This is a genomic window from Streptomyces sp. NPDC005533, assembly GCF_042871845.1.
GTDB lineage: Bacteria > Actinomycetota > Actinomycetes > Streptomycetales > Streptomycetaceae > Streptomyces.
In genome coordinates this window covers 419,377-445,821 of sequence record NZ_JBIAJH010000001.1, presented here as the reverse complement: position 1 = coordinate 445,821, position 26,445 = coordinate 419,377, and the positions used below count along the sequence as shown (strand labels likewise).

Genomic DNA, 26,445 nt, shown 5'->3' with positions numbered 1-26,445 from the left:
ATTGATGCTCCGGTGAGCCAGATCGTCGTCAAACGCCCGCCGCGGTCCCTGCCGCCCGAGGTTCCCTCGGACGAGCTGAGGCTGGAAGCTCCGCCCGAACTTCCGCGCGGGCAGCAGGAGGGCATGCTGATGCAGCTCCTGCCGATGCTCGGCATGGGCTCTTCCGTCGTCTTCTTCTTCATGCCGGGCGCGGCACCGTTCATGCGCATCATGGGTGTGCTGATGCTCGTGTCGACCGTCGGCATGGTCGTCGCCCAGCTGGTGCGCCACCGGCGCGGTACGCAGGGGCAAATGGCCGATGTGCGCCGCGACTACCTCAAATACCTTGCGCAGACGCGCCGTCAGGTGCGGCGGACCGCGCGGGCGCAGCGTGACGCGCAGCTGTATCTGCACCCGGCGCCCGAGCAGTTGTGGTCGGTCGTGGCGGAGGGTTCGCGGCTGTGGGAGCGGCGCGTCGGCGACCCGGACTTCGGGCAGGCCCGGCTGGGGCTGGGCGCGCAGCGGCTGGCGACCACGCTGGTGGCGCCGGAGACGGCGCCGGTGGACGAGCTGGAGCCGCTGACCGCGGGCGCGATGCAGCGCTTCCTGAAGGTGCACTCCACGCTGGACGGGCTGCCGGTGGCGCTGTCGATCCGGGCGTTCTACCACGTGACGGTGTCCGGGGAGCCGGACTCCGCGCGCAGTACGGCGCGGGCGATGGTCGCCCAGCTGGCGACGCTGCACTCCCCCGAGGACCTGATGGTGGCCGTGGTGGCCGCGCCGGGTGCGGTGCCCTCGTGGGACTGGACGAAGTGGCTGCCGCACACGCAGCTCCCGGGGCAGGTCGACGGGGCCGGTACGAAGCGGCTGTTCGGCGACGACCTCGCCGAGCTGGAGGGACTGCTGGGGGCCCGGCTGGAGGGACGGCCGCGGTTCAGCCGTGACGTGTCGCCGGTCCTGGACCAGCCGCACCTGGTGGTCGTGCTGGACGGGGGCCTGGTGCCGCCGGACTCGGTGTTCGCGGCGGCCGAGGGGCTGCAGGGCGTGACCATCGTCGAGGTGGTGGCGGGCGAGCTGGACGAGCCGCGCGGCGGGCTGTCGGTCGTGGTGCGGCCGGGCCGGCTGCGCCTGGAGTCGGGCGCGGGGGTCGCGTACGAGGGCGTCCCGGACACCTTGTCGCTGCCCGCGGCGGAGGCGCTGGCCCGGCAGTTGGCGCCGCTGCGCACGGGTGGCGGGGACGACGACGAGCCGCTGCTCGCCAATCTGGACTTCACGGACCTGCTGAACCTGGGCGACGCGGCCGCGGTGGACGTGGCGCGGACCTGGCGGCCGAGGTCGGCGGGTGAGCGGCTGCGCGTGCCGATCGGTGTCGGCGAGGACGGCGCGCCGGTCATGCTGGACCTGAAGGAGGCCGCGCAGGAGGGCATGGGCCCGCACGGCCTGTGCGTGGGCGCGACGGGTTCGGGCAAGTCGGAGCTGCTGCGCACGCTGGTGCTGGGTCTGGCGGTCACGCACACGTCGGAGACGCTGAACTTCGTGCTCGCCGACTTCAAGGGCGGTGCGACCTTCACGGGCATGGGGCAGATGCCGCACGTCGCGGCCGTGATCACCAACCTGGCGGACGACCTCACGCTCGTGGACCGCATGGGCGACTCGATCCGCGGTGAGCTGCAGCGCCGTCAGGAGCTGCTGCGTTCGGCGGGCAACTACGCCAACATCCACGACTACGAGAAGGCCCGCGCGGCCGGCGCCCCGCTGGAGCCGCTGGCTTCGTTGGTTCTGGTCATCGACGAGTTCAGCGAGCTGCTGACGGCGAAGCCGGACTTCATCGACATGTTCATCCAGATCGGCCGCATCGGCCGGTCGCTGGGTGTGCACCTGCTGCTGGCCTCGCAGCGCCTGGAGGAGGGCAAGCTGCGCGGCCTCGACACGTACCTGTCGTACCGGATCGGTCTGCGGACCTTCTCGGCGGCGGAGTCGCGGACCGCGATCGGCGTGCCGGACGCCTACCACCTGCCGTCGGTGCCCGGTTCGGGCTACCTGAAGTTCGGTACGGACGAGATGACCCGCTTCAAGGCGGCGTACGTGTCGGGTACCTACCGCTCGGGCGGCCCCGACCTGTCGGTGGGGCTGTTCCCGGTGGAGCGGCGGCCCGCGCTGTTCACGGCGGCTCCGGTGCCGGTGGTGTACGCGGCCCCGGATCCGGCGTACCTGGCGGCGCCAACGCCGCGGGAGGACGACGCGCTCGCCGACACCGTGCTGGACGTGATCGTGAGCCGGCTGGAGGGGCAGGGGGTGCCGGCGCACCAGGTGTGGCTGCCGCCGCTCGACCAGGCCCCGCCGCTGGACCAGCTGCTGCCGGCGCTGGCGCCGAGCGCGGAGCGCGGGCTGCACGCGGACGGCTACACGCGGCCCGGCGGGCTCGTGGTGCCGCTCGGCCTCATCGACAAGCCCTTCGAGCAGCGGCGCGAGGTGCTGTACCGGGACTTCTCGGGGGCGGCGGGCCACATGATGGTCGTCGGCGGTCCGCAGTCGGGCAAGTCGACGCTGATGCGGACGCTGATCTCCTCCTTCGCGCTCACCCACACCCCGCGCGAAGTGCAGTTCTACGGGCTGGACTTCGGTGGTGGCAGCCTGTCGGCGGTGGCCGAGCTGCCGCACGTGGGCGGGATCGCCTCGCGTCTGGACCCGGAGCGGGTACGGCGTACGGTCGCGGAGGTCGGGGGCATCCTCAACCGCCGCGAGGAGTTCTTCCGCGCGAACAACATCGACTCGATCGGCACCTACCGGCGGCGGCGGGCCGCCGGCGACCTGCCCGGCGAGCCGTGGGGCGACGTGTTCCTGGTCGTCGACGGCTGGGGCAACTTCCGGGGCGAGTACGAGGGCCTGGAGCAGATCGTCACGGACATCGCCTCCCGCGGTCTGGGCTACGGCATCCACGTGGTGATCACCGCGGCCCGGTACATGGAGGTGCGGGCCGCGCTCAAGGACCAGATGCTCAGCCGGCTGGAGCTGCGCCTCGGCGACACGATGGACTCCGAGTTCGACCGCAAGGTCGCGGCGAACGTCCCCGCGGGGATGCCGGGCCGCGGTCAGGTGGCGGAGAAGCTGCACTTCCTGGGCGCGCTGCCGCGGATCGACGGCTCGCACGAGGCCGGAGACCTGTCGGAGGCCACGGCGGCCTTCGTGGAGGCGGTGAAGCAGAACTGGTCGGGCCAGGCGGCTCCGGGGGTGCGGCTGCTGCCGCGGCTGCTCCACTCGGACCAGCTGCCCAAGGGCGGGGAGTTCCCCGGCCGCGGGATCGCGATCGGCATCGACGAGAACGACCTGGAGCCGGTCTTCGTCGACTTCGAGTCCGACCCCTTCCTCCTCGTGTTCGGCGAGAGCGAGTCGGGCAAGACGAACCTGCTGCGGCTCATCGCGAAGCAGATCTCCGAGCGCTACACGCCGGACCAGGCGCGCCTGGTCGTGGGCGACTACCGGCGCAGCCTGCTCGGGGCGCTGCCGGAGGAGCACCTGCTGGAGTACGCGCCGATGGCGAGCTCCCTGCAGATGCACATGGAGGCGCTGGGCGGGGTGTTCTCGCGGCGGCAGCCGCCGACCGACGTCACCCCGCAGCAGCTGCGCGACCGCAGCTGGTGGACGGGTCCGGACGTGTTCATCGTCATCGACGACTACGACCTGGTCTCCACCAGCCAGGGCAATCCGCTGGCGCCGCTGGTGGAGTTCCTGCCCTTCGCCCGGGACACGGGTGTCCGCTTCATCATCGCGCGCAACTCGGCGGGTGCCTCGCGTTCGCTGTACGAGCCGTTCATGCAGCGGATCAAGGAGCTGGGCGCGCAGGGCCTCGTCCTGTCCGGCGACCCGTCCGAGGGCGACCTGGTCGGCAACGTACGGCCGCGTCCGCTGCCGCCGGGCCGGGCGTACTTCTCCTCGCGCAGGCGGGGTACCTCGCTGGTCCAGCTCGGCCGGATGCCGGGCACCACGTGAGTCCCCGGGGCCCCCGTGGCCGGCCGCCCCGGGCGCCGGTCACGGGGGCCCGGGCGCGGGCATCCGGTGGAAACCGGTCCCGGCCGGCGGCGCAGCCCCGATAATCGGCGGTGAAGACCGCGCCACCGAGGGAAAGGCCTCCTATGGGCACCCAGCAGGAGAAGGACGAGCTGTACGCGCTGGACATCAGCGGTGTGGAGTGGGAGGGGCCGCCCGGGACCAGCCCGGACGAGGAGCGGGTCGAGATCGCCCGGCTTCCCGAGGGCGCGGTCGCGATGCGGTCCTCGCTGGACCGGGACACGGTGCTGCGCTACACCGCCGCCGAGTGGGAGGCGTTCGTCCTCGGCGCCAGGGACGGCGAGTTCGACCTCGACCGGCACCGCCCCTGACGGGACGGGAGTGCGACGACGCGCCGAAGGGGCGCGCCCGGTGCGGGCGCGCCCCTTCGGCGCGTGCGGGAAGACGTGCCGGCGGTGCCGGCCGCGCCACCGGGCTCAGTAGGCCTCGGTGAACAGGCGCGAGGCCTTCACGTCGGTGGCGCGGTAGTCGCCCTTGCCCTGCTCGATGAGGCGGGCGACCTGCTCCAGCGTCTTCTGCATGTGGTCGGCCTTGGCCTTGTACTTCCCCTGGAGGACGACGTACTCCTTGTGCGCGTCACCGTCCCAGGTGTCGGTGACGACCTTCAGGGCCGACTCCATGTCCTTCAGGTCCTGGACGATGTGCCCGGAGACGACCCGGATGCGGTCCGCCATCTGCTGGACCGTTTCATACCGGACCTTGGTGTGTCCGTCATTGCCGCCCGACATGTTCTTCTCCTTCTCGCTGCGCTGCGGTAACTCGTGAACGACGCTGGTGTCAGATGCTGTTGAGGCCGGAGTTGTTGCCTCCGCCACTCGACTGGACAGCCTTGAACGCGGCGCGCACCTCGTCGTCCTGTGCGTTGCTGAGGTTCTTGGTCTGCGCCACCGCGTTGTGCAGGACGCCGAGCAGACGGCGGATCTCGTCGTGGTCGTCGTTGACCGTGGTCTGGGCGGAGATGAACCCGGAGGCACCCACACCGGTCCAGCCGGCGCTCACGGTCGCGAGGATGTCGGCGAGCTCGCGGGCCTGCCTGGTGACGGCGTTGGCCGTCTCCTCGATCTTGTTCTTCGCCTTGACGACCGGATCGTCCGCAAGTCCGAAGGTGTTCGTGCTCATCGAAGCTCCTCACTTCTCAATTCGCCGGCAGAACCGGCGGATTGCGCGGCGGAGCGGATGCGGCCCCGGCGCGGTTTTTCAGCCACGCGCGCTCGGGCCTTCCCCCTCCGCTTCACGCGATCCCCCGATCACACTCGTGAAGCCTGGTGTCACTCTAGCCAGTTCGGCGCCCAGTCCCAACACCGGTGGGCCGCTTCCGTTGATGAACTGTGACCGTTCACTGCAAACGGCGGCGGCGGGCTCGTGCGTCCCGGATGACCGTCGCGGTGCCCGCGATGACGGCGATGAGGACGGCGCCGATGCCGAGAGCGTACGTGCCGTGCCGCTCCTGCCGCTCCTGGGCCGTCTCGGTGAGCTGGAGGGCCGCCGCCTCGGGGGCCGCCGCCGGAGGCGGTCCGGGGTCCGGAACGGGGGCCTTGGGGGCCTCCTGGTCCTGGCTGAGCGCCCGCACGGGGTCGACGACTCCCCAACCGACGTAGTCGTCATGGCCGTTGATGGAGCGCTCGGCGGTGTTCTGGATCTGCCAGACGATCTGCTGCGCGGACCAGTCCGCGTGTTCGGCGCGGAGCAGGGCGGCGACCCCGGCGACGTAGGGGGCGGAGAAACTGGTGCCGTTGTCGATGCACTGGCCGAAACCCGGGACGGTGGACACCATGTCGACGCCGGGCGCCGCCACCCCGATGAAGTCGCCGGGCTGGGAGAACGCGGCGCGCTCGTTGTTGCGGTCCGAGGCGGCGACGGCGAGCACGCCGGGGAAGGCCGCCGGGTAGGTCTTGCGCTTCTCGCCGGTCATGCCGTCGTTGCCGGCCGAGGCCACCACCACGACGTTCGCGGCGATGGCCTTCTGGACCGACTTGCCGAGCTCGGAGTCCGGGGACAGCTGGGCGTCGGTGTCCTGGGAGATGTTGATCACTTGGGCGCCCTTGGCGACCGCGTGGTCGATCGCCTGGCTCAGCGACAGGGCGTTGCCCTTGCCCTGCCCGTCGTTCTGCCGGATGGGGATGATCGTGGCCTCCGGGGCCAGGCCGACGAAGCCGGTGCCCTCCTGCGGGCGGGCCGCGATCAGCCCGGCGACCTTCGTACCGTGACCGACCGTGTCGCTCGTGCCGTCGCCGCCCTTGGGATCGACGAAGTCCTTGCCCGCGCCGGTGTCGAGGGCCCCGCTGAGCTGCGGGTTCGCCCGGTCCACGCCGGTGTCGATGACGGCGACGCGGACACTGGCGTTGTTCTTGTCCTTGCCCTTGGTCTGCGCCCAGAGCTCGTCGAGCAGCAGCCGCTGCAAGGCCCAGGGGCGGTCCGCGATCTGCTTCTTCATGGGGAAGGTGCACTCCCCCGCCCCGTCCGGGCGCAGGGCGTACGGAGGCCGCGGCGCCGGCGCTCCGGCTGCGTGGGCCGTGGCCGCGCCCGCGCCGCCGCAGACCAGGGCGAGGGCGAAGGCGGCGGTGGTGGCGAGGAGCGCGCTCCGGGGCGTCTGGGGGTGGGACATCGGCGGCTTCCTCACGAACCCTGCGGCTGACGGGCTGAGTTGGTGTCCAGGCGGGGGCCCTTGGAGAGGAACTCCGACCAGGCGATGGGCACCATGGCCGGAGTGATGCTTCCGTAGCCGAGGCGGACCTGTGCCTGGCTGGCCTCGGGGCGGCCGTCGGTGGTGCCCCCCTTCGCCTGCGGGTCGGGCGCGCCGATCTTCGACTTCTCGGCGTCGCTGTCGCCGTTGGCCTGGACGGCGTACCGCAGACCGGTGTCGGTGACCAGGAAGAGGAGGCCGCCGGCCGTGGTCTGCTTGCCCTGGACCTGCGTGTAGAGCAGTCCCGAGCCCGGGGTGACGTACGCGCTGGTGCCGCTGGCGGTGATGTCGACGGGGAAGCCGGTGCCCGCCCAGGTGCTCAGGGTCTGGTTGCCCTGCCCGTCGACGGAGCGCAGGACGTTGCAGACGGTGTCGCGGTTGTTGGAGCCGCCGCCCGTCTGGGTGCCGGCGGCCGGCGCCGTCTGGTTGATGCGGTCGGACTTCTCCCGCGGCCACTTGACGTCGCCGGCGAACGGGGTGGCGTCCGGGCTGAGCGACTGGAGGTCGACCTCGCGGGGCTTGCCGTGCATGTTGAGGCCGTCGGTCGCGGGCGCCGAGATCAGCAGCCAGGCGACGAAGTCGGAGACCGGTGCCACCTTCCCGGGGAGCACCACGTAGTGCTGTGCGCCGGAGCCGGTCTGCGCCTTGAGCACCATGCCGACCTTGTTGTCGGCGGTGACCAGGCCCTTGACGTCGGCGTTGGCGCCGGCCCTGCCGGGGAGCGGCGGGAAGGCCAGGTCGTCGCCGGAGTTGAGGGTCCCGAGCCATTCGGGGGTGACCTGCTGCGGGGTGGCGCCGGTGCCGACCAGCGCGTTGGTCATCGTCCCGGCGGCGGGCGTGCCCTCCGGGAACTTGTACTTCGTCCCGGTCCAGTCGACCAGGTAGCGCTCCTTGCCCGGGCCGGTGCTCTGCACGTACAGCGACTGGGTCTCGGTGAGCCTGCGGGCGTCGTCCGTCTTGGCCGCCTCGCGGTCGGCGAGGACGAAGGTGGCGGTCTGCACGCCGCGGCCGTTGCCGCCGGGCTGCTGGCAGACGGCCCAGCGCTTGGCCTTGCCGGCGTCCTCCTTGGACGGGAGCCGGTCCGGGGCGTACTGGATGCCGATGATCGGGCCGCGCGGCGGCTTGCCCGCGTCGAGCACCTTGTCCTCGACCTGGATCACCTTGAACTTCTGCGGATCCAGCAGGAGTCGGGCGGAGGCGAGGTTCAGCACCGGGTGCAGCCGGGTCTGGTCCTTGCCGTTGACCTTCGTGGTCAGGACCACGTACCGGGTCGTCGAGTCCTTGCCGACGATGACCCTCGTCCCGGGCTCCGCCCAGCCCTTGGGCGCCGTCGGCTTGAACATGCCCCAGGCGCCGAACGTGGCGAGCACGAGCGCGCCGACGACCAGGCCCGGCAGGACCGCGCGCAGCGGGCGCGGCGCGCCCTCCTCGGTGCCCGTGGCGGACGGCTGGAGGAACGCGGCCACCGTGCGCCGCTTCGCAAAGGTGTACGCGTTGAGCTCATCACGTCGTGATGCCATGACCGCCTGTTTCTCCCCCGCACGGCCCGGCCGGTGAGTACGGTCCCCGGGCCTCGATTGTCGGACCGGGCACCTACTATGCCTCTTGACCGACGGTATGCACGGGCCGGGTAGGGTGAGGCAGCCGCTCAGCGCCTCCCGCACCGGGGTATTCAGGGCTTGTTGAGGTGGATTGGGGAGATTCCGGGGCCGTGCGGCAGGTGTCGCGCAACGCCCGGACTCAGGGGATTTCGCCCTGGGGGCACCCCCCGGCAGCAGCCGGGGGAGAAAGGGGAAGTGCGCACGTGATGGCCACCGCGACGGAGCCGCAGACCGGCGCGCCCGCACCCGCCCGCGGCGGGGTGACACCGCATCCGAAGTCGAGCCCCGGCCGCTTCGGTCCGTTCCGACTGCAACAACTCGTACTGCTCCAGGTCGCGGCGGCCGCGCTGCTCGTGGCCTGGGTCGTCGAACCGATGCTGCTGGTGCCCGCCGGCGCACTGGCGCTCGTGCTGGTGGTGCTCGCGGTCGTACGCCGCCACCAGCGCTCCCTGCCGGAATGGATCGGCGGCGCGCTCGCCCTGCGCGCGCGCCGCGGCCGTGCCGCTTCCCTCGTCGTGCCCGCGGGCACCGAGCCGGGGCTGGCCCCGCTGGTCGAGGCCGATCCGGCGCTGCGCACGCTGACGTTCAGCGACCGCGAGCGGCGTCCGGTCGGGATGGTCGGCGACGGCACCTTCCTGACCGCCGTCGTCCAGGTGGACACGGACGCCACCGCGCTGCGGCCCGACCGGGCGGCGCGGCCGCTGCCCCTCGGCCTCGTACGGGACATCCTCGAAGTCGACGGCATCCGGCTGGAGTCCGCCCAGCTGGTGCAGCACACCCAGCCGGCGCCGGCCCCGCACCTGCCGGCCCAGTCGATGGCCACCCGCAACTACGCCCCGCTGCAGGCCCGGACCGGGACCCCGGCGGTGCGCCTGACCTGGATCGCCCTCAAGCTCGACCCGGAGCTGTGCCCCGAGGCCGTCGCCGCGCGCGGCGGCGGGCTGGCGGGGGCGCAGCGGTGCGTGGTGCGCGCGGCCGACCAGTTGGCGAGCCGGCTGGCCGGGGCCGGTTTCACGGCCACCGTGCTGACCGAGCAGGAACTGACGGCGGCGCTGGCCACGTCCTCGTGCGCCAACCCGATGGCGATCACCCAGGCCGGGCGGTCGGCCAGCACCGGGCGGCGCACCGAGGAGACCCCCCGGACCTGGCGCTGCGACGACCGGCGGCACACGACGTACTGGATAGGCCGCTGGCCGCAGCTGGGTGGTGCCGGAGCGGCGGCGCTGCCGCAGTTCGTGGCGCTGCTGACCTCACTGCCGGCGCTCGCCACGAACTTCAGCCTGACGATCGCCCCGGCCGAGCGACAGGGCGTGACCCTGACCGGACACGTACGGGTGACCGGCCGCAGCGACGAGGAACTCGTCGCCGCGCGCAGGGAGTTGGAGAGGACCGCTCGGGGCGTGAAGGCCGGGCTGGTCCGGCTCGACCGGGAACAGGTGCCGGGGCTGCTGGCTTCGCTGCCGCTGGGAGGGGCACGATGAGGGGCGGTTTCGGGCTGGTCGGCCCGCGACGGGAACGGCACGTGGTGCCCTCGGCGGACCTGGACGCGCTGGCGCTGCCCGTCGGGGACGACGGGGTCGTCATCGGCGTGGACGCCGAGGGGCGGCCGGCGGTGCTCGGCATCAACCGGCCGACGCCGTACGAGGTGACGCTGATCGGCGGCCTGTGGACGGCGCAGGTACTGGCGCTGCGCGCGGCGGCCACGGGCGCGCGGGTGGCGGTGGAGACCGGGCGCGGCCAGGTGTGGTCCGGGCTGGCCCAGGCGGCGGGCGGCGGGCAGCAGTGCGTGACCCTGCACGAGGTGGGCCGGGTGCCGCCGCAGGGTGCCTCGGCGGGCAGTCCGGTCCTGGTGGTCCGCGACTGCGGGATGCGGCCACCGCGCGGGCGCGTGGTGGCAGGGCCGTGGCAGTCGGTGCTGACCCTGCTGCCGTATCTGAGCCCGACGGCGCCGCGACTGCTCCAGCAGTCCTCGCTGGTGGGCGTGCAGCGGGTGTCCCCGGACGAGGCGGAGCAGATCGGCCGCCTGATGCAGCTGCCGCGGCAGGCGGTGGCCTCGCTGCCGACGCTGGGCGACGGGGTGACGCTGTGGTGCACGCCACGGGACCGGCAGTTCGTGATGACCCAGGGCACGGAAGCGGAGACGGGCCTGCTCGGCGGAGCCCGGCGCATCGACTGACCACGGCCCCTGAGGGGGGGCGGACAGTGGTGTCGGGGCGCGATTAGGCTGGGTGCGGGCGCGGCGAGGTGGACGCCGGACCGGTGTTCGACAGACCAGGAGGACCAGTGAGCGGCGATCGGAACGAGAGGCGCGGCGGGACGTGGGACGTCCCGACGGACGATCAGTCCGACGCGGAGCCCGAGCTGACGGGCGAGTTCACCATCGACTACACCCCGCCGGCCTGGTACACGCAGGGCGCGGCCCCCGCCGCGCAGGTGCCGGGACTCCCCGAGGGCAGCGGCTTCGAGCCGCACCGCCCTGCGGACGTGGAGTCACCTTCGACGATGCGGATCGCTCCGCCGGCGCCGCAGGTCCCGTCCGACGGCGCGGGCCTGCCCGCCCCGTTCCCGGTGCCCACGCCGGCCGAGCCCCCTCGTGCGGCCCCGGGCCCGAGCCCGTTCGAGGCGTCCGCCCCGGCGCCGCTCGACGCCTTCCCGCCGTACCCCGCACCGACCCCGGTTCCGGCTCCGGCTCCGATCGAGGCGGCGGCTCCGCTCGACGCCGTCCCGCCGTACCCGGCTCCGGTGCCGCCTCCTGTCGAGGCTCCCGCTCCGGTCGAGGCTCCGGCTCCGGCGCCCGCCGAGTCCCCGGCCGAGGCGGCGGCTCCGGCCGACGCGCTCCCGGCGTACCCGGCCCCGGCGCCCGTCGAGGCCCCGGCCGAGAACGCCCTGCCCGCTGCCGACTCCCCGGCCCCCGTCGCGCCGTTCGGCGCTCCCGCCGACGCGGCCCCGTCGTACCCGGCTCCCACCCCGGACGCGGCATCCGTCGAGGCTCCGGCCTCGATCGAGGACGCGCGGCCCGCGCCCGACGCCCCGGCGCCGTTCGCGGCCCCCGTCCCGGATCCGGCACCGATCGGGCTTCCGGGACCGGCTCCGGCCGAGGACGTCCGGCCGGCACCCGACGCGGCGGCGCAGGCTCCGGCGTCCGGTGGTCGGTCCGGTCCGGGGGACACCCCCGCGGACGGCGTGCCCGTGCTGCCTCCCGCCGAGCAGAAGCCCGCCCCGGCACCGGCGCAGGCCGGCGGGGAGCCCCCGCTCGGAGGACCGGAAGGTGAACTGCCGTCGCTGCCGCCCGCGTTCGCGACGCAGGACGCCTATCCGTTCCAACCGCCGGCGCCGGCACCCGCCCCGCAGCACCAGCAGCCGCAACCGCAACCGCAGCCGCAGCCGCAACCGCAGCCGTACGACCCCCGCTCCGCCGGCCAGTGGGCCGCGGGACCGGGCCAGCAGCACCAGCCGTCGCAGCCCCAGCCGCAGCCGCACGACCCGCGCTACGCGGCCGGCCCGACCGGCGGCGGAGCGCCGCTCGGCTACACCGCCGCGGTCGAGCTGTCCTCGGACCGCCTGCTGCGCAACAAGCAGAAGCCCAAGAACAACGGCAACGCCGGCGGCCGCTTCCGCTTCGGCGGCAAGGCGGCCGAAGCGGAGCGCCAGCGCAAGCTGGAGCTGATCCGCACCCCGGTCATGTCCTGCTACCGCATCGCCGTCATCAGCCTCAAGGGCGGCGTCGGCAAGACCACGACGACCACCGCGCTCGGCGCCACCCTCGCCACCGAGCGCCAGGACAAGATCCTGGCCATCGACGCGAACCCCGACGCCGGTACCCTCGGCCGCCGCGTGCGCCGCGAGACCGGTGCCACCATCCGCGACCTGGTCCAGGCGATCCCGTACCTGAACTCGTACATGGACATCCGCCGGTTCACCTCGCAGGCGCCCTCCGGTCTGGAGATCATCGCCAACGACGTGGACCCGGCCGTCTCGACGACCTTCAACGACGAGGACTACCGCCGCGTCATAGAGACGCTGGGCCGCCAGTACCCGATCATCCTCACCGACTCGGGCACCGGCCTCCTCTACTCCGCCATGCGCGGGGTCCTGGACCTGGCCGATCAGCTGATCATCATCTCGACCCCGTCCGTCGACGGCGCCAGCAGCGCGAGCACCACCCTCGACTGGCTGTCCGCGCACGGGTACGCGGACCTCGTCTCCCGCTCCCTCACCGTCATCTCGGGGGTCCGCGAGACGAGCAAGATGATCAAAATCGAGGACATCGTGCAGCACTTCGAGACCCGCTGCCGCGGTGTCGTCGTGGTGCCGTTCGACGAACACCTCGCGGCCGGCGCCGAGGTGGACCTCGACATGATGCGGCCGAAGACGCGCGAGGCGTACTTCAACCTCTCCGCTCTCGTGGCCGAGGACTTCCTGCGGGCCCAGCAGCAGGCCGCGCAGGGCCACTGGGGAGCACCGCAGCAGCCCCAGCCGCAGCCCCACCCCCACCAGCCGCAGCCCCAGCAGCCGCACCAGCAGCCGCAGCCGTACGGCCAGCCCCCGTACCAGCAGCCGCCGCAGCAGCCGCAGCCCTACGGTCAGCCCTACCCGCAGCCCGGCCAGCCCTGGCAGCAGCCCCCGGCCCCACAGCAGCAGCCGCCGCACCCCCAGCAGCCCCCGCGCGACCCGCGCCTCGGCTGAGCTGAGCGGGGCCGTACAGGGGCCGGACAAGCCGCACGACAGGAAGGGCCCGTACCGCCCCGGACCGGATCGAGAAGGATCCGTCCCGGGGCAGTACGGGCCCTCGCCCGTTCGTCCGTCAGCGGCGCAGGTCGTACGTGTCCGTCAGCACCCGCGCCCGCTTCACGTCGTCCGCGATCGCCTCCAGCAGCCCGTCGAGCGACTCGAACCGCGCCATCCCCCGCACGTACGCGAGGAAGTCGACGGCCACGTGCTTCCCGTACAGGTCCAGCCCGACCCGGTCGATCGCGTACGCCTCGACGGTCCGCTCCGTGGCATCGAACTGCACGTTCGTCCCCACCGAGATCGCCGCCGGCATCCGCTCGCCGTCCGCCGTCAGCCAGCCCGCGTAGACCCCGTCCGCCGGGATCGCGGTGTGCGGAGCCGTCTCGACGTTCGCCGTCGGGTAGCCGAGCTCGCGCCCGCGCTGCGCACCGCGCACCACCACGCCCTCGACCCGGTGCGGGCGGCCCAGGATCTCGGCCGCGCCGTCCATGTCGCCCTCGGCGACCAGCCTGCGCGCCAGCGTCGAGGAGAACGGCACGCCGCCGCCCGCCGCGCCCCGCTCGACCAGGTCCACGACGTCGACCTCGTAGTCGTACGTGGCGCCCAGCTCCCGCAGGAAGTCGACGTTCCCGGCGGCCCGGTGGCCGAAGCGGAAGTTCGGGCCCTCGATGACGGACCGGGCGTGCAGCTTGTCGACGAGCACCTTCACGATGAAGTCGGCCGGGGACAGCTGCGAGAACTCCGCCGTGAACGGCAGGATCAGCAGCGCGTCCACGCCCAGCCCGGCCATCAGCTCGGCGCGCCGGTCGTAGGGGGCCAGGATCGGCGGGTGGCTGCCGGGGCGGACGACCTCGCTCGGATGCGGGTCGAAGGTGACCACGACGGACGGGACGCCGAGCGCGCGCGCCGTGGACACGGCCCGTCCGATGATCAGCTGATGTCCCCGGTGCACGCCGTCGTAGGAGCCGATGGTGACGACGCTGCGTCCCCAGTCCTGGGGGATGTCCTCCAAGCCACGCCAGCGCTGCACTGTGACCGCTCCTCGCCCGAACCCGGTTGGTCCTTGAACTGATTGCCGATTGCAGGTCTAAGACTGCCATGCCGGTGGCCGGTGCCCCGCATCGGCGTCGGGCTCGGGTCCACCGCCGCGGCATATCGTCACGTCACGTCCGGCGCCGTCCTGCTGAGGGTCTCCACCGTCCGCCGTGCGCTCGGCCCCAGCAGGGCGGCCGCCTCCGCGCGCGCCTCCGCCAGCCAGCGGGCGACCAGCGCCCCGAAGGCCGGTTCGGCCCGGGCCAGCTCCACCGTCCGCCGCTCGAAGACGGCCGGCCCGCCGGGGGCCCGCAGCAGCTGCCGCCCGGTGCGGCGCAGCAGTTCCCGCGTACGCGCCTCCGGCCGCCCGGAGGTCCCGGCCGCGAGCCCCGCGAGGAACGCGCCGAGGACCTGCGGGTCGGCCTCCTCGCGCAGCAGTACGCCGGCCAGCTCGCCCCGCAGCGGATACGAGCACTCCCCGCCCGGCGCGGCCAGGACGGCGGCGAGCTCCGCCCTGACCCCTGCCGGGGCGTTCCGCAGCAGGTCCAGGACCAGCGGGCGCAGCACGGGGCCCGCGGCCGGGCCCTGTTCGAGCCGCCGGTCCACGAAGACGGCGGCGTGCGGTGCGTCCCCGGGCCGCTGCGCGAGGTGTTCCCGTACGAGGTCACCCGCGCGGCGGGCCAGCCCCGGCGTGGTCAGCGCGGCCAGGGCGCGCACCACCTCCCCGTCGGCCCGGGCGCGCAGGGCGGCGAACACCGCGTCCGGGTCGGGCAGTACGGGCAGGGCCGCGACCAGCGCCGCCGCGGGCAGCCGGGAGCCGTGCTCCGGGTCGCGGAAGCAGGCGAGGGCCTCGGGCAGGTAGCGGCCGCGCACCTGCGGGTCGCGCAGCAGCACGGCGAGGGCGCTGCCGTGCAGGGTGGCGTCCGCGGGCCGGGCGAGCAGCGCCTGGGCGGCGTAGCGCAGCAGGTCGCGGTCGGCGGGGGTGCGCACGTGCGGGGCGGTGGCGAGCCCGTAGGCGGCGGCCGCGACCCGTCGCCCGGGCCGTTCGTCGTGCGCCCACCGGTCCACGGCCCGGGACATCGCGGAAGGCTCCTCCTCGGCGAGTACGGCCAGCAGCTCGTCGGCGCGGGGGTGCGCGGCGGTGACCAGCGCCTCGGTGAGGTCGTCCACGGCGAGGCGGCGGTGGGTGTGCAGCAGGGCCTGCGCGGCGGTGGCGACGGTGGCCCCGGGGCGGCCGCGCAGCCGGCGGCCGTCGGCGAACCAGGCGCAGAGCAGCGGCTGCGTGCGCTGCGGGTCCCGGGCGAGGCGGCGGGCCGCGGCGTCGAGGTAGCGGTCGCCGGGGACCGCCTCGGCCGGGTCGGCGGGCAGCAGGCGGCGCAGCAGGTCGAGGCGGTCGGGCTCGGGCAGCTGGAGCCGGTTCCAGAACCAGCCGCCGAACTCCCCCGGGCCGGCGCGCGCCACGTGCTCGGCGAGGGCGTGCAGGACGGGCAGGTGGGGGTGCGCGTCGGGGGCCCGCAGCAGGCTCTCGCGCAGCAGCCGGGCGGCCCACCACGCGCGGTCCGGATCGGCCCGCGCCGGTTCCTCGGCGCAGCCGTTCAGGGCGTGCACCAGCCGGGTGAGCTCGTGGCGCAGCTGGTCCGGGGCGAGCCTGCGCAGGGCCTCCAGGACGGGGCCGATCCGGTGCCGGGGCACCGACGGGGCCGGACCGGCGGAGCTGTGCACGAGGTGGTCGAGGGCGGTCGGGACGTCCAGGTGGGCGGCCTGGATCCAGTCGGACAGCTCCTCGTGGGCGAAGCGGTAGCCGCCGCCGGCGGGCACCAGCAGGCCCTCGGTGAGCACGGCGGAGGCCCAGCCGGTGCGCCACGGGAACAGCTCCTCGAAGGAGGCCCGGTCCAGCTGCCCCTGCCCGGGCCCCAGGCAGCGGCGCGCGGCCTCGTGGACGCTGCCGGCGATCCGCGCGGCGAGCCGGCGGATCCCGGGGCCGTGCGCGCCGGCTCCGCCGGTGTCGGCGCAGGCCGCCGCGGTGCGCAGGGCGCTGCGCAGGCACAGCAGGTCCAGGTGGGCGGCGAAGACCTCGTCCCGGTCGGGGCGGCCGGCGGTGACCCCGGCGGCGCGGATGCCGGCCAGCAGGCTCAGGGTGAGCGGGTGGCGGGCGTCGGCCGCGCGGACGGCGTCGGCGGGGAGGGCGAGCCGGTCCCGGACGGTCTCGGCCTCTGCGGCGGTGAGGCGGCCGATCGGGAGGGCGGGCGGCATCCGGCGGGCCGGCCGGGCCGGGGTGTGCAGGGCGTCGGGCGGGTAGAGGGAGCCGGCCCGCTCCCAGTACTCGGGCCGGGCGGCGACCACGAGGCGGGCGCCGGCCTCGCGCAGCCAGGCGGCGGTGGCCTCGGTCCAGGGGCCGAGGCGGTGGGCGAGCTCGGGCGGCATCTCCTCGGGGCCGTCGAGCACCACGAGCAGAGGGCGTCCGGCGCGGGCGGCCACGCGGGCCAGGCGCGCGGCGGGGTCGGTTCCACCGGGGGTTGCGGGGTCGGTTCCGCCGCGAGCTGCCGGGCCCCTTCCGGGGGGCCGGGAGTCGGGTCCGCTCGTTGCGCTGTCGGGTGGGGTGGGGGTGGTTCCGGCGGGGCCGGGCGCGCGCCGGGACGTCTCCTCGGACGCCGAACGTGACGAGAGGTCGGAGAGCTCGGCGGAAGTGCGTTCGGCGCCCTGCAGGGAGCGCCCCGACACACACCCGACCCCGCCGGAACCACCCCGCGGGTCGGCAAGCCCGGCCCCGTCGTCGCCGGCGCCCTGCCGGGAGCGCCCCGACACACACCCGACCCCGCCGGAACCACCCCGCGGGTCGGCAAGCCCGGCCCCGTCGTCGCCGGCGCCCTGCGGGGAGCGCCCCGACACACACCCGACCCCGCCGGAACCACCCCGCGGGTCGGAGAGCCCGGCCCCGCCGAAACCGCCCTGGGTGGCTCTGGTCAGGGCGCGCGTCAGGGCCTGGGACAGGGAGGTGTCGTCGGGGTGGAGGTCCGCGCCGCGCAGCCAGAGGGTGGGGGCGGGGCGGGGGCCGTGGGCGCGGTGGGCGGCCAGGGCCGCGAGTGCGGTGGTGCGGCCCGTGCCCGGGTCGCCGACCAGGCCCAGGACCGGCCGCTCGCCCTCCGTGAACTCCGTCAGTGCCGCGGTGATCCTCGGTCGTTCCACCGGGTCGGGGCCCGCCCCGGGGGGTTCCAGGGTGGTCGCGGCGAGTTCCAGCGCGCCGGCGAGGTTCAGGTCGGGGCCGTGGCCCGGCACGGTGGCGGCGTTGCGTTCCAGCAGGGCGGCCAGCGGACCGCGGGGGTCGGCGGCGGCGGCCGGGCGCAGGGCCACCGCGAAGGGGGCCGAGCGGTGTTCCGCGGGGAGAGCGGTGCCCAGGACCGCGAGCACCGCTCCGGTGGCGGCGTCGAGGACGGGGCCCCCGCAGGCCTCCCCGCCGAGCAGCAGCGCGTCCCGGCCGTCCGTGCCGATGGCCAGCTCCACCGCCGGGTAGGCGGCCTGCGCGCCCCCCAGCACCCGCGCCTGGCGCCAGCCCCGCGCGGGGAGCCGTACGTAGGTCCCGGGATCGATCGCCTCGCGCATCGCGACCGGCAGCGGCCGCATGCCGAGCCCGTCGGTCCGTACGAGCGCCAGCGCCAGCCCCGGCAGCGCGGTCACGTCGGCCGCCTCGGCCAGCCAGGTCCGGCCGGGGCCGTGCAGGAGCACCCGGGTCAGGCCCGCGACGGCCTCGTGGCTGGTGACCACCGTGCCGCGGTCGTCGGCGAGGAATCCACTGCCGCGCACCCGCCCGGCGGCATCGCTGATCTTGACGAGCTCCGCCATGGCCGCACCACTCCCCCGCAACGCCCCGTGGTCACGACGGTAGGCAGGTGAAGATCAGCAGGAAAAGCACGCGAGGCGAAAGCGCCCCCTTACGCTCCCTCCATTCACTCCGAGCGCCTGCTCGGACGGGTGAATACGGGGCTCCGGGTGGATAGAGACCTACCCGAGGGGGGTCGTGGAGCGGTGAGCAGCAGTCCATGTGCGCTCACCGCTCCACGTCAAAGGATCAGACGAAGACCGCGAGGGACTTCGCCTTCCCGTTCTTGCTCTCGACGAGGCCGAGCAGCTGCCCCTGCGGTCCGAAGACCGCGACGGTGCGGCCGGCCTCGTACTCCTCCGGCATGTCGATCCGCACGCCGTTGGCGAGCAGCGAGGCCCGCCGGGCGTCCAGGTCCCAGCGCGGGAAGGCGGCGGCGGCCGCCTCGCCGATGGGCATGACGGTCAGCTCCTCCTGGAGCTGGTCCAGGGTCCGCGCCCGGTCGAGCTTGTACGGGCCCACCCGGGTGCGCCGCAGCGCTGTCAGGTGCCCGCCGACGCCGAGGTCGGCGCCCAGGTCGCGGGCGAGCGCGCGGATGTACGTACCGCTGGAGCAGACGACGGAGACGACGAGGTCGACGACCTTGGTGCCGTCCTCGGCCTCCGCCTCCCGCATGTCGTACACCTGGAAGGAGGAGACGGTCACCGGGCGGGCCGGGATCTCGAAGTCCTCGCCGTCCCGCGCGCGCTTGTAGGAGCGCACGCCCTTGATCTTGATGGCGCTGACCTTGGACGGGACCTGCATGATCTCGCCGGACAGCTTGGCGATGCCCGCGTCCACGGCGTCCCGGGTGACCCCGGTGGCGTCCGTGGAGGAGGTGATCTCGCCTTCGGCGTCGTCCGTCAGGGTGTTCTGGCCCAGCCGGATCGTGCCGAGGTACTCCTTCTCCGTGAGCGCGAGGTGGCCGAGGAGTTTGGTGGCCTTCTCGACGCCCAGGACCAGCACGCCCGTCGCCATCGGGTCGAGCGTGCCGGCGTGGCCGACGCGGCGGGTCTTGGCGATCCCGCGCATCTTGGCGACCACGTCGTGCGAAGTGAAGCCGGACGGCTTGTCGACGATGACAAGGCCGTCCGGAGTCTTCCCTGCGTTGGTGCTCATTCCGCGGCTGCGTCCTCGTCGTCGTCCTCGCCGGGCTTCTTGTACGGGTCGGCGTCGCCGGCGTACTGCGCGCCGGAGGACACCTCGCGCACCTGGGCGTCGGAGGTCCGCGCCTTCTCCAGGAGGTCCTCGATGGTCTTGGCGTTCTCCGGGAGGGCGTCCGCGACGAAGGTGAGGGTGGGCGTGAACTTGGTGCCCGCCGCCCGGCCGACCGCGGAGCGCAGGACGCCCTTGGCGCTCTCCAGGCCCGCTGCCGCGCTGGCACGGTCCTCGTCGTCCCCGTAGACCGTGTAGAAGACCGTGGCCTCCCGCAGGTCGCCGGTGACCCTGGTGTCGGTGATGGTCACGTGCGTACCGAGGCGGGGGTCCTTGACACCACGCTGCAGCTTCTCCGCCACCACCTCCCGGATGAGGTCCGCCAGCTTCTTCGCCCGCGCATTGTCGGCCACTGGTCCGTCTCCTTCTTATGTCTTGCTGTCAGTCTTCATCACCGTGGAGGCGCCGTCGTACGGACAGCAGCTCCACTTCCGGACGTGCCGCGACCAGCCGCTCGCAGCGGTCGAGTACGTCCGAGAGGAACCCCGCGTCCCCACTCACCAGAGCGACCCCTATACGGGCCCTGCGGTGCAGGTCCTGGTCGCCCACTTCAGCCGCGCTCACGGAGAACTTGCGTTGGAGCTCGGCCACGATGGGCCGGACGACGGAGCGTTTCTCCTTCAGCGAGTGGACGTCGCCGAGGAGCAGGTCGAAGGACAGAGTCCCCACGTACATGCAGTTCCGGATGTCCCGCCGGTGCGGGTTCGGTGGCCTGCCGGGCCGTCGCCCGGCAGGATCACCCGGCGCTCGCGCGGCCGGGTCACCAGAACCGTACACGCAACGGCCGGGGCCGATCGACGGATATTCCGCCGACCGGCCCCGGTGTGACGAGTTACGACACGGTGCGAACCGCCTCGCGCTTACGCGCGGGGCTTCTCGCGCATCTCGTACGTCGCGATGACGTCGTCGATCTTGATGTCGTTGTAGCTGCCGAGGTTGATACCGCCCTCGAAGCCTTCGCGGATCTCGGTGACGTCGTCCTTGAAGCGGCGCAGACCGGAGATGGTGAGGTTCTCGGCGATGACCTTGCCATCGCGCAGGAGCCGCGCCTTGGTGTTGCGCTTGACCTCGCCGGACCGGATGAGGACACCGGCGATGTTGCCCAGCTTGGACGAGCGGAAGATCTCGCGGACCTCCGCCGTACCGAGCTCGACCTCTTCGTACTCCGGCTTGAGGAGACCCTTCAGGGCCGCCTCGATCTCCTCGATGGCCTGGTAGATCACCGAGTAGTAGCGGACGTCGACGCCCTCGCGGTCCGCCATCTGCGCGGCACGGCCGGCCGCACGGACGTTGTAACCGATGACGATGGCGTCGGAGCCCATCGCCAGCGAGATGTCGGACTCGGTGACCGCACCCACACCGCGGTGCAGGACCCGGATGTCGACCTCTTCACCGACGTCGAGCTGGAGCAGCGAGGACTCGAGAGCCTCGACCGCACCGGACGCGTCGCCCTTGATGATGAGGTTGAGTTCCTGGACCAGACCGGCCTTGAGCACGGAGTCGAGGTCCTCGAGGGACACGCGACGGACGCGCTTGGCGAAGTTGGCGTTGCGCTCACGCGCAGCACGCTTCTCGGCGATCTGACGGGCCGTACGGTCCTCGTCGACGACGAGGAAGTTGTCGCCGGCGCCGGGGACGTTGGTGAGACCCAGGACCAGGACGGGAGTCGACGGACCCGCTTCCTCGACGTTGTTGCCCTTGTCGTCGAGCATGGCGCGCACTCGGCCGTAGGCGTCGCCCACGACCATCGTGTCGCCGACGCGGAGGGTACCGCGCTGGACGAGGACGGTGGCGACGGCACCGCGGCCGCGGTCGAGGTGGGACTCGATCGCAATACCCTGAGCGTCCTGCTCCGGGTTGGCGCGGAGGTCGAGCGAGGCGTCGGCGGTGAGGACGACGGCCTCGAGCAGGGAGTCGATGTGCAGACCCTGCTTGGCGGAGATGTCGACGAACATCGTGTCGCCGCCGTACTCCTCGGCGACCAGACCGAACTCGGTGAGCTGACCGCGCACCTTGACCGGGTCGGCACCCTCGACGTCGATCTTGTTGACCGCGACGACGATCGGGACGCCGGCGGCCTTGGCGTGGTTGAGCGCCTCGATCGTCTGCGGCATGACGCCGTCGTTGGCCGCGACCACGAGGATCGCGATGTCGGTCGACTTGGCACCACGGGCACGCATGGCGGTGAACGCCTCGTGACCCGGGGTGTCGATGAAGGTGATCTTGCGCTCTTCGTCGTTGACCTCGGTGGAGACCTGGTACGCACCGATGTGCTGCGTGATGCCACCGGCCTCGCCCGCAACGACGTTCGTCTTGCGGATGGCGTCGAGCAGTCGGGTCTTACCGTGGTCGACGTGACCCATGACGGTCACGACCGGCGGACGCGGCATGAGGTATTCCTCGCCGCCCTCGTCCTCGCCGAACTCGATGTCGAAGCCCTCGAGGAGCTCGCGGTCCTCTTCCTCCGGGCTGACGATCTGGACGACGTAGTTCATCTCGCCGGCCAGCATCTCGAGCGTCTCGTCGGAGACGGACTGCGTGGCAGTGACCATCTCGCCGAGGTTCATCATCACGGCGACGAGCGACGCCGGGTTGGCGTTGATCTTCTCCGCGAAGTCGGTGAGGGACGCACCGCGCGACAGGCGAACGGTCTCGCCGCCACCGCGGGGCAGCATCACGCCGCCGACGGACGGGGCCTGCATGGCCTCGTACTCCTGGCGCCTCTGACGCTTGGACTTGCGACCACGACGGGCCGGACCACCGGGACGACCGAAGGCGCCCTGCGTGCCACCACGGGCACCGGGACCGCCGGGACGGCCACCGAAGCCGGGACGACCGCCGCCACCGGCGCCGGCCGGGCCGCCGCCGAAGCCGCCGCCACCCGGACGCGGGCCGCCGAAGCCGCCGCCGCCCGCGGGACGCGAGCCGGGACCGGCCGGACGGCCGGCGAAGCCGCCGCCACCGGGACGACCGGCGCCACCACCGGGACGCGCGCCACCGGCACCGGGACCACGGCCACCGGGGCCGCCACCGGGACGGGGCCCGGGACCACCGGCAGCGGGACGCTGCGGCATCATGCCCGGGTTCGGACGGTTACCACCGGGGGCACCACCCGGACGCGGGGCGCCGGCCTGCGGGCGCGGCATGCCGCCCGGGGTCGGACGGGCGCCGCCGGGACCCTGCGGACGCGGGGCGCCGCCGGGGCCGCCCTGCGGGCGGGGAGCACCCTGGCCGCCACCGGCGCCGGGGGCACCGGGACGGGGAGCGCCGGCCGGACGGGGCGCCTGCGGGCGCGCCATGCCGGTGGAGCCACCAGAGGTGAAGGGGTTGTTGCCCGGACGGGGACCGGCCGGACGGGCGCCCTGGGGACGCGGGGCCTGCGCACCCTGGGGGCGCGGGGCCTGGCCACCGGGGGTGGCGCCGGCCGGACGCGGGGCGCCGGGACGGGCGCCGGCCTGGCCGCCCTGAGCCGGACGCTGCTGCGCCGGACGGGGACCGGGGGCCGCGGCGGCGGGACGCTCGGTGCGCGCCGGGGCGGCCGGGGCCGCCGGAGGCGCGGAGAACTCGGTCGCCACGGGCGCCGCCGGAGCGGGCTTCGGGGCGGCCGGGGCCTTCGGGCCGGGACGCGGGCCGGAGGCGGCCGGAGTCACCGGGGCCGGCGCTGCGGCGGCGGGAGCCTCCGAGACGACCGGCTTGGGGGCCGGTGCGCCGGGCTTCGGCGCAGCGGGACGTGCAACGGCACCCGGGGTCGGGGCCCCGGGCTTGGCGGGCGCCGCCTTGCGGGGCGCACCAGGCTTGGCAGCGGACTTGCCGGCGTTGCCGCCGGGCCCCTGCAGTGCATCGGTCAACTTGCGCACAACCGGCGCCTCGATCGTCGAGGACGCCGAACGGACGAACTCACCGAGTTCCTGGAGCTTGGCCATGACGACCTTGCTCTCAACTCCGAACTCCTTGGCGAGTTCGTATACCCGGACCTTAGCCACTTCGCTCCTTTTAGGTCCGGGTTACGCCGGACCGTTGCTACTTCATGGGCGTACTCATCGCGTACTCATCGAGTGCTCATCGCAATCTCGACCTACTTCCAACTCGCGAGGTACCTGACCGCACGGGGTATCCGTGCCGTTCTACGTCTTACGGTGTGGCCCCGGCCTCGTCGACCAGGGCTTTGCGCAGTTCCGCCGTGTCGAGCGCCCCGGCGGACCGAAGGGCCCGGGGGAACGCCCGGCGGCGGACCGCCTGGTCGAGGCAGACCACGGCGGGGTGCACGTAGGCACCCCGGCCGGGCAGCGTACCGCGAGGATCGGGGACGCATTCGTCCTCGACCGCCACGATGCGCAGCAGATCGCTCTTGGCCGCTCGCTCCCGACACCCCACACAGGTGCGTTCGGGGCATGCGCGGGCTTGCGTCCGGCCAGACACGCCTAAGTCTACCTCCCCGCACCGACCTCTCTCCCGACAAGTGGCGGGCGAAAAATCGAACGGCTGTCGTGTTGTCTTGATCCGCTGCCTTCGCAGCGGCCGTACGGCGCCGCCTCGGCGGCGGCCGTACGCCCTGTCTACCGTCCGGGAAGCCCCGGCCGGTACCGGTTTATTCCCCGTCGCGGTCCCGGTCCGCGTCCGGGGACGCCTCGGTGTCGGGACGGATGTCGATGCGCCAGCCGGTGAGCCGCGCGGCGAGGCGGGCGTTCTGGCCCTCCTTGCCGATGGCCAGCGACAGCTGGTAGTCGGGCACGGTCACCCGGGCGGAACGGGAGTCCCAGTCGACGACCTCGACCTTGCTCACCCGAGCGGGTGACAGCGCGTTCGCGACCATCTCCGCCGGGTCGTCCGACCAGTCGACGATGTCGATCTTCTCGCCGTGCAGCTCGGCCATGACGTTGCGCACGCGGCTTCCCATCGGGCCGATGCAGGCGCCCTTCGGGTTCAGGCCCGAGCGGGTGGAGCGTACGGCGATCTTGGTGCGGTGACCGGCCTCACGTGCGATCGCCGAGATCTCGACGCTGCCGTCGGCGATCTCCGGGACCTCCAGCGAGAAGAGCTTCTTCACCAGGTTGGGGTGGGTGCGGGAGAGGGTCACGGACGGACCGCGGACACCCTTCGCCACTCGCACGACGTACGCCTTCAGGCGCAGACCGTGCGTGTACTCCTCACCGGGGACCTGCTCCTGCACCGGCAGGATGGCCTCCAGCTTGCCGATGTCGACGAGGACGTTCTTCGGGTCCTTGCCCTGCTGCACCACACCGGTGATGACGTCGCCCTCACGGCCGGCGAACTCGCCGAAGGTCAGGTCGTCCTCGGCGTCGCGCAGACGCTGCAGGATCACCTGCTTGGCGGTCGTCGCGGCGATCCGGCCGAAGTCCGACGGCGTGTCGTCGAACTCCTTGGGCTCCTGGCCCTCTTCGAGATCCCTCGGGTCTTCCGTCGCCCACACGACCACGTGACCGTTGGTGCGGTCCAGCACGACGCGTGCGCGGCGGAAGCTCCCCTCGGTCCGGTGGTACGCGATGAGGAGGGCCGACTCGATCGCCTCGACGAGCAGGTCGAAGGAGATCTCCTTCTCCCGGACCAGACCCCGCAGGGCACTCATGTCGATGTCCACGGCTACGCCTCCTCTTCCTTCTTGTCCTTGCGGTTGAACTCGATCTCGACACGCGCCTTGGCGATGTCGGTGAAAGCAATGCGGCGGGCGGTCGCCTTGCGGCCCTTCACGCCCGGGACCTCGAGGTCCAGTCCCTCGTCGTCGACGTCGAGGATGCGGGCGACCAGTTCCCCGGCGGCCTCGTCCCCCTCGGCGGACAGCTGGAACTTCACGAGACGGCCGATGGCCCGTACGTAGTGACGGTGCTCGGTCAGCGGGCGGTCGGCGCCCGGCGAGCTCACTTCGAGGACGTACTCGTCCTCACCCATCACATCGGTTTCGTCGAGCTTGTCGGAGACCTCGCGACTCAGCTCCGCACACGCGTCCAGCTCCACGCCCTCGTCGGAGTCCACGATGATCCGCAGCATCCGGCGCTTGCCCGCCCGCGACATCTCGATCTCTTCGAGGTCCAGGCCCTTGGCGGTGACGAGCGGCTCCAGCAGTCCGCGCAGCCTGTCGCTCTGGGTGGTGCTCATCCGGGTGACTCCTCGGCCGCGTGTGCTGTTGTGATTTCCGTCGTGTGTCAGGTCAAAGGGTATCCGGTGTCGGAGGGTGTTGCCGTCCGCCCTGTGGACGGGGCCCCGGGTACCGTGATCACACCCTGCCCCGCCATCACCCCCGAGGACGTCGCCGTGCCCTGGACTGTGCCTTCGAGACCCTCGCGCCGGAGCCTGCTCGCCGGAGCCGTCGGCGTGGTCGGAGCCGCGGCGCTGACGGGGTGTTCCGACGACCGCCCGGCCGCCGGCGAGGGCGGGATTCCACTCGAACGGCGGATGCGGGAGGCGGCCGTTCGTGACAGTGCGCGCCTGCTGGAACGTTACGACGCCACGGCCGCCGCCCATCCGGCCCTGGCCGCCCGGCTGGCGCCGCTGCGCGCCGCCGTCGCCGCGCACTCCGGGGCCCTGGCGGCCGCGGCGGGCTCGCCGTCGCCCTCCGCGTCCCGCTCGGGCGGTACGGGGGCCGCCGCGCCCGCGCCGGGCGGCGAGCCGGTGCCCCCGAAGGCCGAGGAGGCCCTGACCGCCCTCGCGGACGCCGAGCGGAGCCTGTCGCAGGCCCGCACCATCGATCTGGCCGGGGCCCCGGGCGAGCTGGCCCGGCTGCTGGCCTCGGTCGCCGCCTGCGGCGCCGTCCACGCGTACCTGCTGACCTCGACCCCCGGAGCCACGTCGTGAAGCCCGAACCCCCCGCCGCCGGCCGGGCCCTGGAGGCCGCCCAGGCCGCACTCGCCGCCGAGCACGCGGCCGCCTACGGCTACGGGGTGATCGGCGCGCGCACCACCGGCGCCCGCGCGACCGAGGCCCGGGAGGCGTACGGCGCCCACCTCGCGCGCCGGGACGCGCTGGCCCGGACCGTACGGGAGCTGGGGGGTGCGCCCCGGCCGGCGGAGGCGGCGTACGCGCTGCCGTTCGAGGTGCGCGGGCAGGCCGACGCCGAGCGGCTGGCCGCGGTGGTCGAGGACCGGGTGGCGGGCGCGTACTCCGATCTGGTGCGCGCGGCGGAGGGTCCGCTGCGCCGCGAGGCGGCCGACGCGCTGAGCGCCGCGGCCGTGCGCGCGGCACGCTGGCGCGGTGTCGGCGTAGCCTTCCCTGGGCTCACGGAACGCGCTGACGAGGCGCAACGGGCCCGGCACAGCTGAAAGGGA

The 26,445-nt window shown here is 73.6% G+C and carries 20 protein-coding genes; 7 read left to right on the top strand and 13 right to left on the bottom strand.

Annotation, left to right across the window (positions count from 1 at the left end; genetic code table 11):
* Positions 1 to 12 precede the first annotated feature (12 nt).
* Positions 13 to 3,969: a type VII secretion protein EccCa gene (eccCa, locus tag ACFYP3_RS01970; RefSeq protein ID WP_388825159.1), complete on the top strand. Its 3,957-nt coding sequence runs from the start codon at positions 13 to 15 to the stop codon at positions 3,967 to 3,969.
* Positions 3,970 to 4,112: 143 nt separating this feature from the next.
* Positions 4,113 to 4,358: a DUF397 domain-containing protein gene (locus ACFYP3_RS01965; RefSeq protein WP_030708695.1), complete on the top strand. Its 246-nt coding sequence runs from the start codon at positions 4,113 to 4,115 to the stop codon at positions 4,356 to 4,358.
* Between the two features lie 105 nt (positions 4,359 to 4,463).
* Here ACFYP3_RS01965 and ACFYP3_RS01960 read toward each other — a convergent pair whose 3' ends face one another.
* The 4 genes from ACFYP3_RS01960 to eccB form a co-directional block, all read right to left on the bottom strand.
* Positions 4,464 to 4,775: a WXG100 family type VII secretion target gene (locus ACFYP3_RS01960; protein ID WP_362859970.1), complete on the bottom strand. Its 312-nt coding sequence runs from the start codon at positions 4,773 to 4,775 to the stop codon at positions 4,464 to 4,466.
* A 49-nt stretch (positions 4,776 to 4,824) separates the two neighbouring features.
* The gene (locus ACFYP3_RS01955) at positions 4,825 to 5,166 is read right to left on the bottom strand and encodes a hypothetical protein (RefSeq protein ID WP_388825156.1); all 342 of its coding nucleotides are present in this window, start codon (positions 5,164 to 5,166) and stop codon (positions 4,825 to 4,827) included.
* Between the two features lie 217 nt (positions 5,167 to 5,383).
* The gene (gene mycP / locus ACFYP3_RS01950; RefSeq protein WP_388825153.1) at positions 5,384 to 6,652 is read right to left on the bottom strand and encodes a type VII secretion-associated serine protease mycosin; all 1,269 of its coding nucleotides are present in this window, start codon (positions 6,650 to 6,652) and stop codon (positions 5,384 to 5,386) included.
* An 11-nt stretch (positions 6,653 to 6,663) separates the two neighbouring features.
* The gene (eccB, locus tag ACFYP3_RS01945; RefSeq protein WP_388825150.1) at positions 6,664 to 8,250 is read right to left on the bottom strand and encodes a type VII secretion protein EccB; all 1,587 of its coding nucleotides are present in this window, start codon (positions 8,248 to 8,250) and stop codon (positions 6,664 to 6,666) included.
* A 287-nt stretch (positions 8,251 to 8,537) separates the two neighbouring features.
* Between eccB and eccE the strand changes: the two genes are divergently transcribed.
* The 3 genes from eccE to ACFYP3_RS01930 all read left to right on the top strand — a co-directional run bounded on the left by eccE (position 8,538) and on the right by ACFYP3_RS01930 (position 13,017).
* A complete protein-coding gene (eccE, locus tag ACFYP3_RS01940; protein ID WP_388825147.1) occupies positions 8,538 to 9,812 on the top strand; it encodes a type VII secretion protein EccE in 1,275 nt (424 codons plus the stop codon).
* Positions 9,809 to 10,507 (top strand): hypothetical protein, encoded by a 699-nt coding sequence (locus ACFYP3_RS01935; RefSeq protein WP_351288767.1) that lies wholly within the window; start codon positions 9,809 to 9,811, stop codon positions 10,505 to 10,507. The genes eccE and ACFYP3_RS01935 overlap by 4 nt, the downstream gene beginning before the upstream one ends.
* A 107-nt stretch (positions 10,508 to 10,614) precedes the next feature.
* Complete coding sequence (locus ACFYP3_RS01930; protein ID WP_388825144.1) at positions 10,615 to 13,017, top strand: SCO5717 family growth-regulating ATPase; 2,403 nt, start codon at positions 10,615 to 10,617, stop codon at positions 13,015 to 13,017.
* Between the two features lie 118 nt (positions 13,018 to 13,135).
* Here ACFYP3_RS01930 and ACFYP3_RS01925 read toward each other — a convergent pair whose 3' ends face one another.
* From ACFYP3_RS01925 to rimP, 9 genes are all read right to left on the bottom strand, one after another.
* Positions 13,136 to 14,092, bottom strand: coding sequence for a bifunctional riboflavin kinase/FAD synthetase (locus ACFYP3_RS01925; RefSeq protein WP_030708683.1), 957 nt, complete (start codon positions 14,090 to 14,092; stop codon positions 13,136 to 13,138).
* A gap of 128 nt (positions 14,093 to 14,220) precedes the next feature.
* On the bottom strand, positions 14,221 to 17,934 hold the full coding sequence (locus ACFYP3_RS01920) for a serine protease (RefSeq protein ID WP_388825141.1): 3,714 nt from the start codon (positions 17,932 to 17,934) through the stop codon (positions 14,221 to 14,223).
* A 226-nt stretch (positions 17,935 to 18,160) separates the two neighbouring features.
* The gene (gene truB / locus ACFYP3_RS01915) at positions 18,161 to 19,069 is read right to left on the bottom strand and encodes a tRNA pseudouridine(55) synthase TruB (protein WP_362804212.1); all 909 of its coding nucleotides are present in this window, start codon (positions 19,067 to 19,069) and stop codon (positions 18,161 to 18,163) included.
* Entirely contained in the window at positions 19,066 to 19,518 is a 453-nt protein-coding gene (gene rbfA / locus ACFYP3_RS01910; protein WP_031148855.1) for a 30S ribosome-binding factor RbfA, read from the bottom strand. The genes truB and rbfA overlap by 4 nt, the downstream gene beginning before the upstream one ends.
* A gap of 28 nt (positions 19,519 to 19,546) precedes the next feature.
* Entirely contained in the window at positions 19,547 to 19,840 is a 294-nt protein-coding gene (locus tag ACFYP3_RS01905) for a DUF503 domain-containing protein (protein WP_030651158.1), read from the bottom strand.
* A 185-nt stretch (positions 19,841 to 20,025) separates the two neighbouring features.
* On the bottom strand, positions 20,026 to 23,148 hold the full coding sequence (gene infB, locus ACFYP3_RS01900; protein WP_388825136.1) for a translation initiation factor IF-2: 3,123 nt from the start codon (positions 23,146 to 23,148) through the stop codon (positions 20,026 to 20,028).
* A 148-nt stretch (positions 23,149 to 23,296) separates the two neighbouring features.
* Positions 23,297 to 23,584, bottom strand: a complete 288-nt coding sequence (locus tag ACFYP3_RS01895) for a YlxR family protein (protein WP_388825132.1) — start codon at positions 23,582 to 23,584, stop codon at positions 23,297 to 23,299.
* Between the two features lie 169 nt (positions 23,585 to 23,753).
* Positions 23,754 to 24,764: a transcription termination factor NusA gene (nusA, locus tag ACFYP3_RS01890; protein WP_327737706.1), complete on the bottom strand. Its 1,011-nt coding sequence runs from the start codon at positions 24,762 to 24,764 to the stop codon at positions 23,754 to 23,756.
* Positions 24,765 to 24,766: 2 nt separating this feature from the next.
* The gene (rimP, locus tag ACFYP3_RS01885; protein WP_388825129.1) at positions 24,767 to 25,279 is read right to left on the bottom strand and encodes a ribosome maturation factor RimP; all 513 of its coding nucleotides are present in this window, start codon (positions 25,277 to 25,279) and stop codon (positions 24,767 to 24,769) included.
* Positions 25,280 to 25,435: 156 nt separating this feature from the next.
* On the opposite strand from rimP, the gene ACFYP3_RS01880 reads away from it, so the two are divergent.
* Together ACFYP3_RS01880 and ACFYP3_RS01875 are read left to right on the top strand one after the other, a co-directional pair.
* Positions 25,436 to 25,975 carry a hypothetical protein gene (locus tag ACFYP3_RS01880; RefSeq protein ID WP_388825126.1) on the top strand — a complete coding sequence of 180 codons (540 nt, stop codon included), beginning with the start codon at positions 25,436 to 25,438 and terminating at the stop codon, positions 25,973 to 25,975.
* Entirely contained in the window at positions 25,972 to 26,439 is a 468-nt protein-coding gene (locus tag ACFYP3_RS01875) for a ferritin-like domain-containing protein (protein ID WP_388825123.1), read from the top strand. Before ACFYP3_RS01880 ends, ACFYP3_RS01875 begins: the two co-directional genes overlap by 4 nt.
* The last annotated feature ends 6 nt before the right edge of the window (positions 26,440 to 26,445 follow it).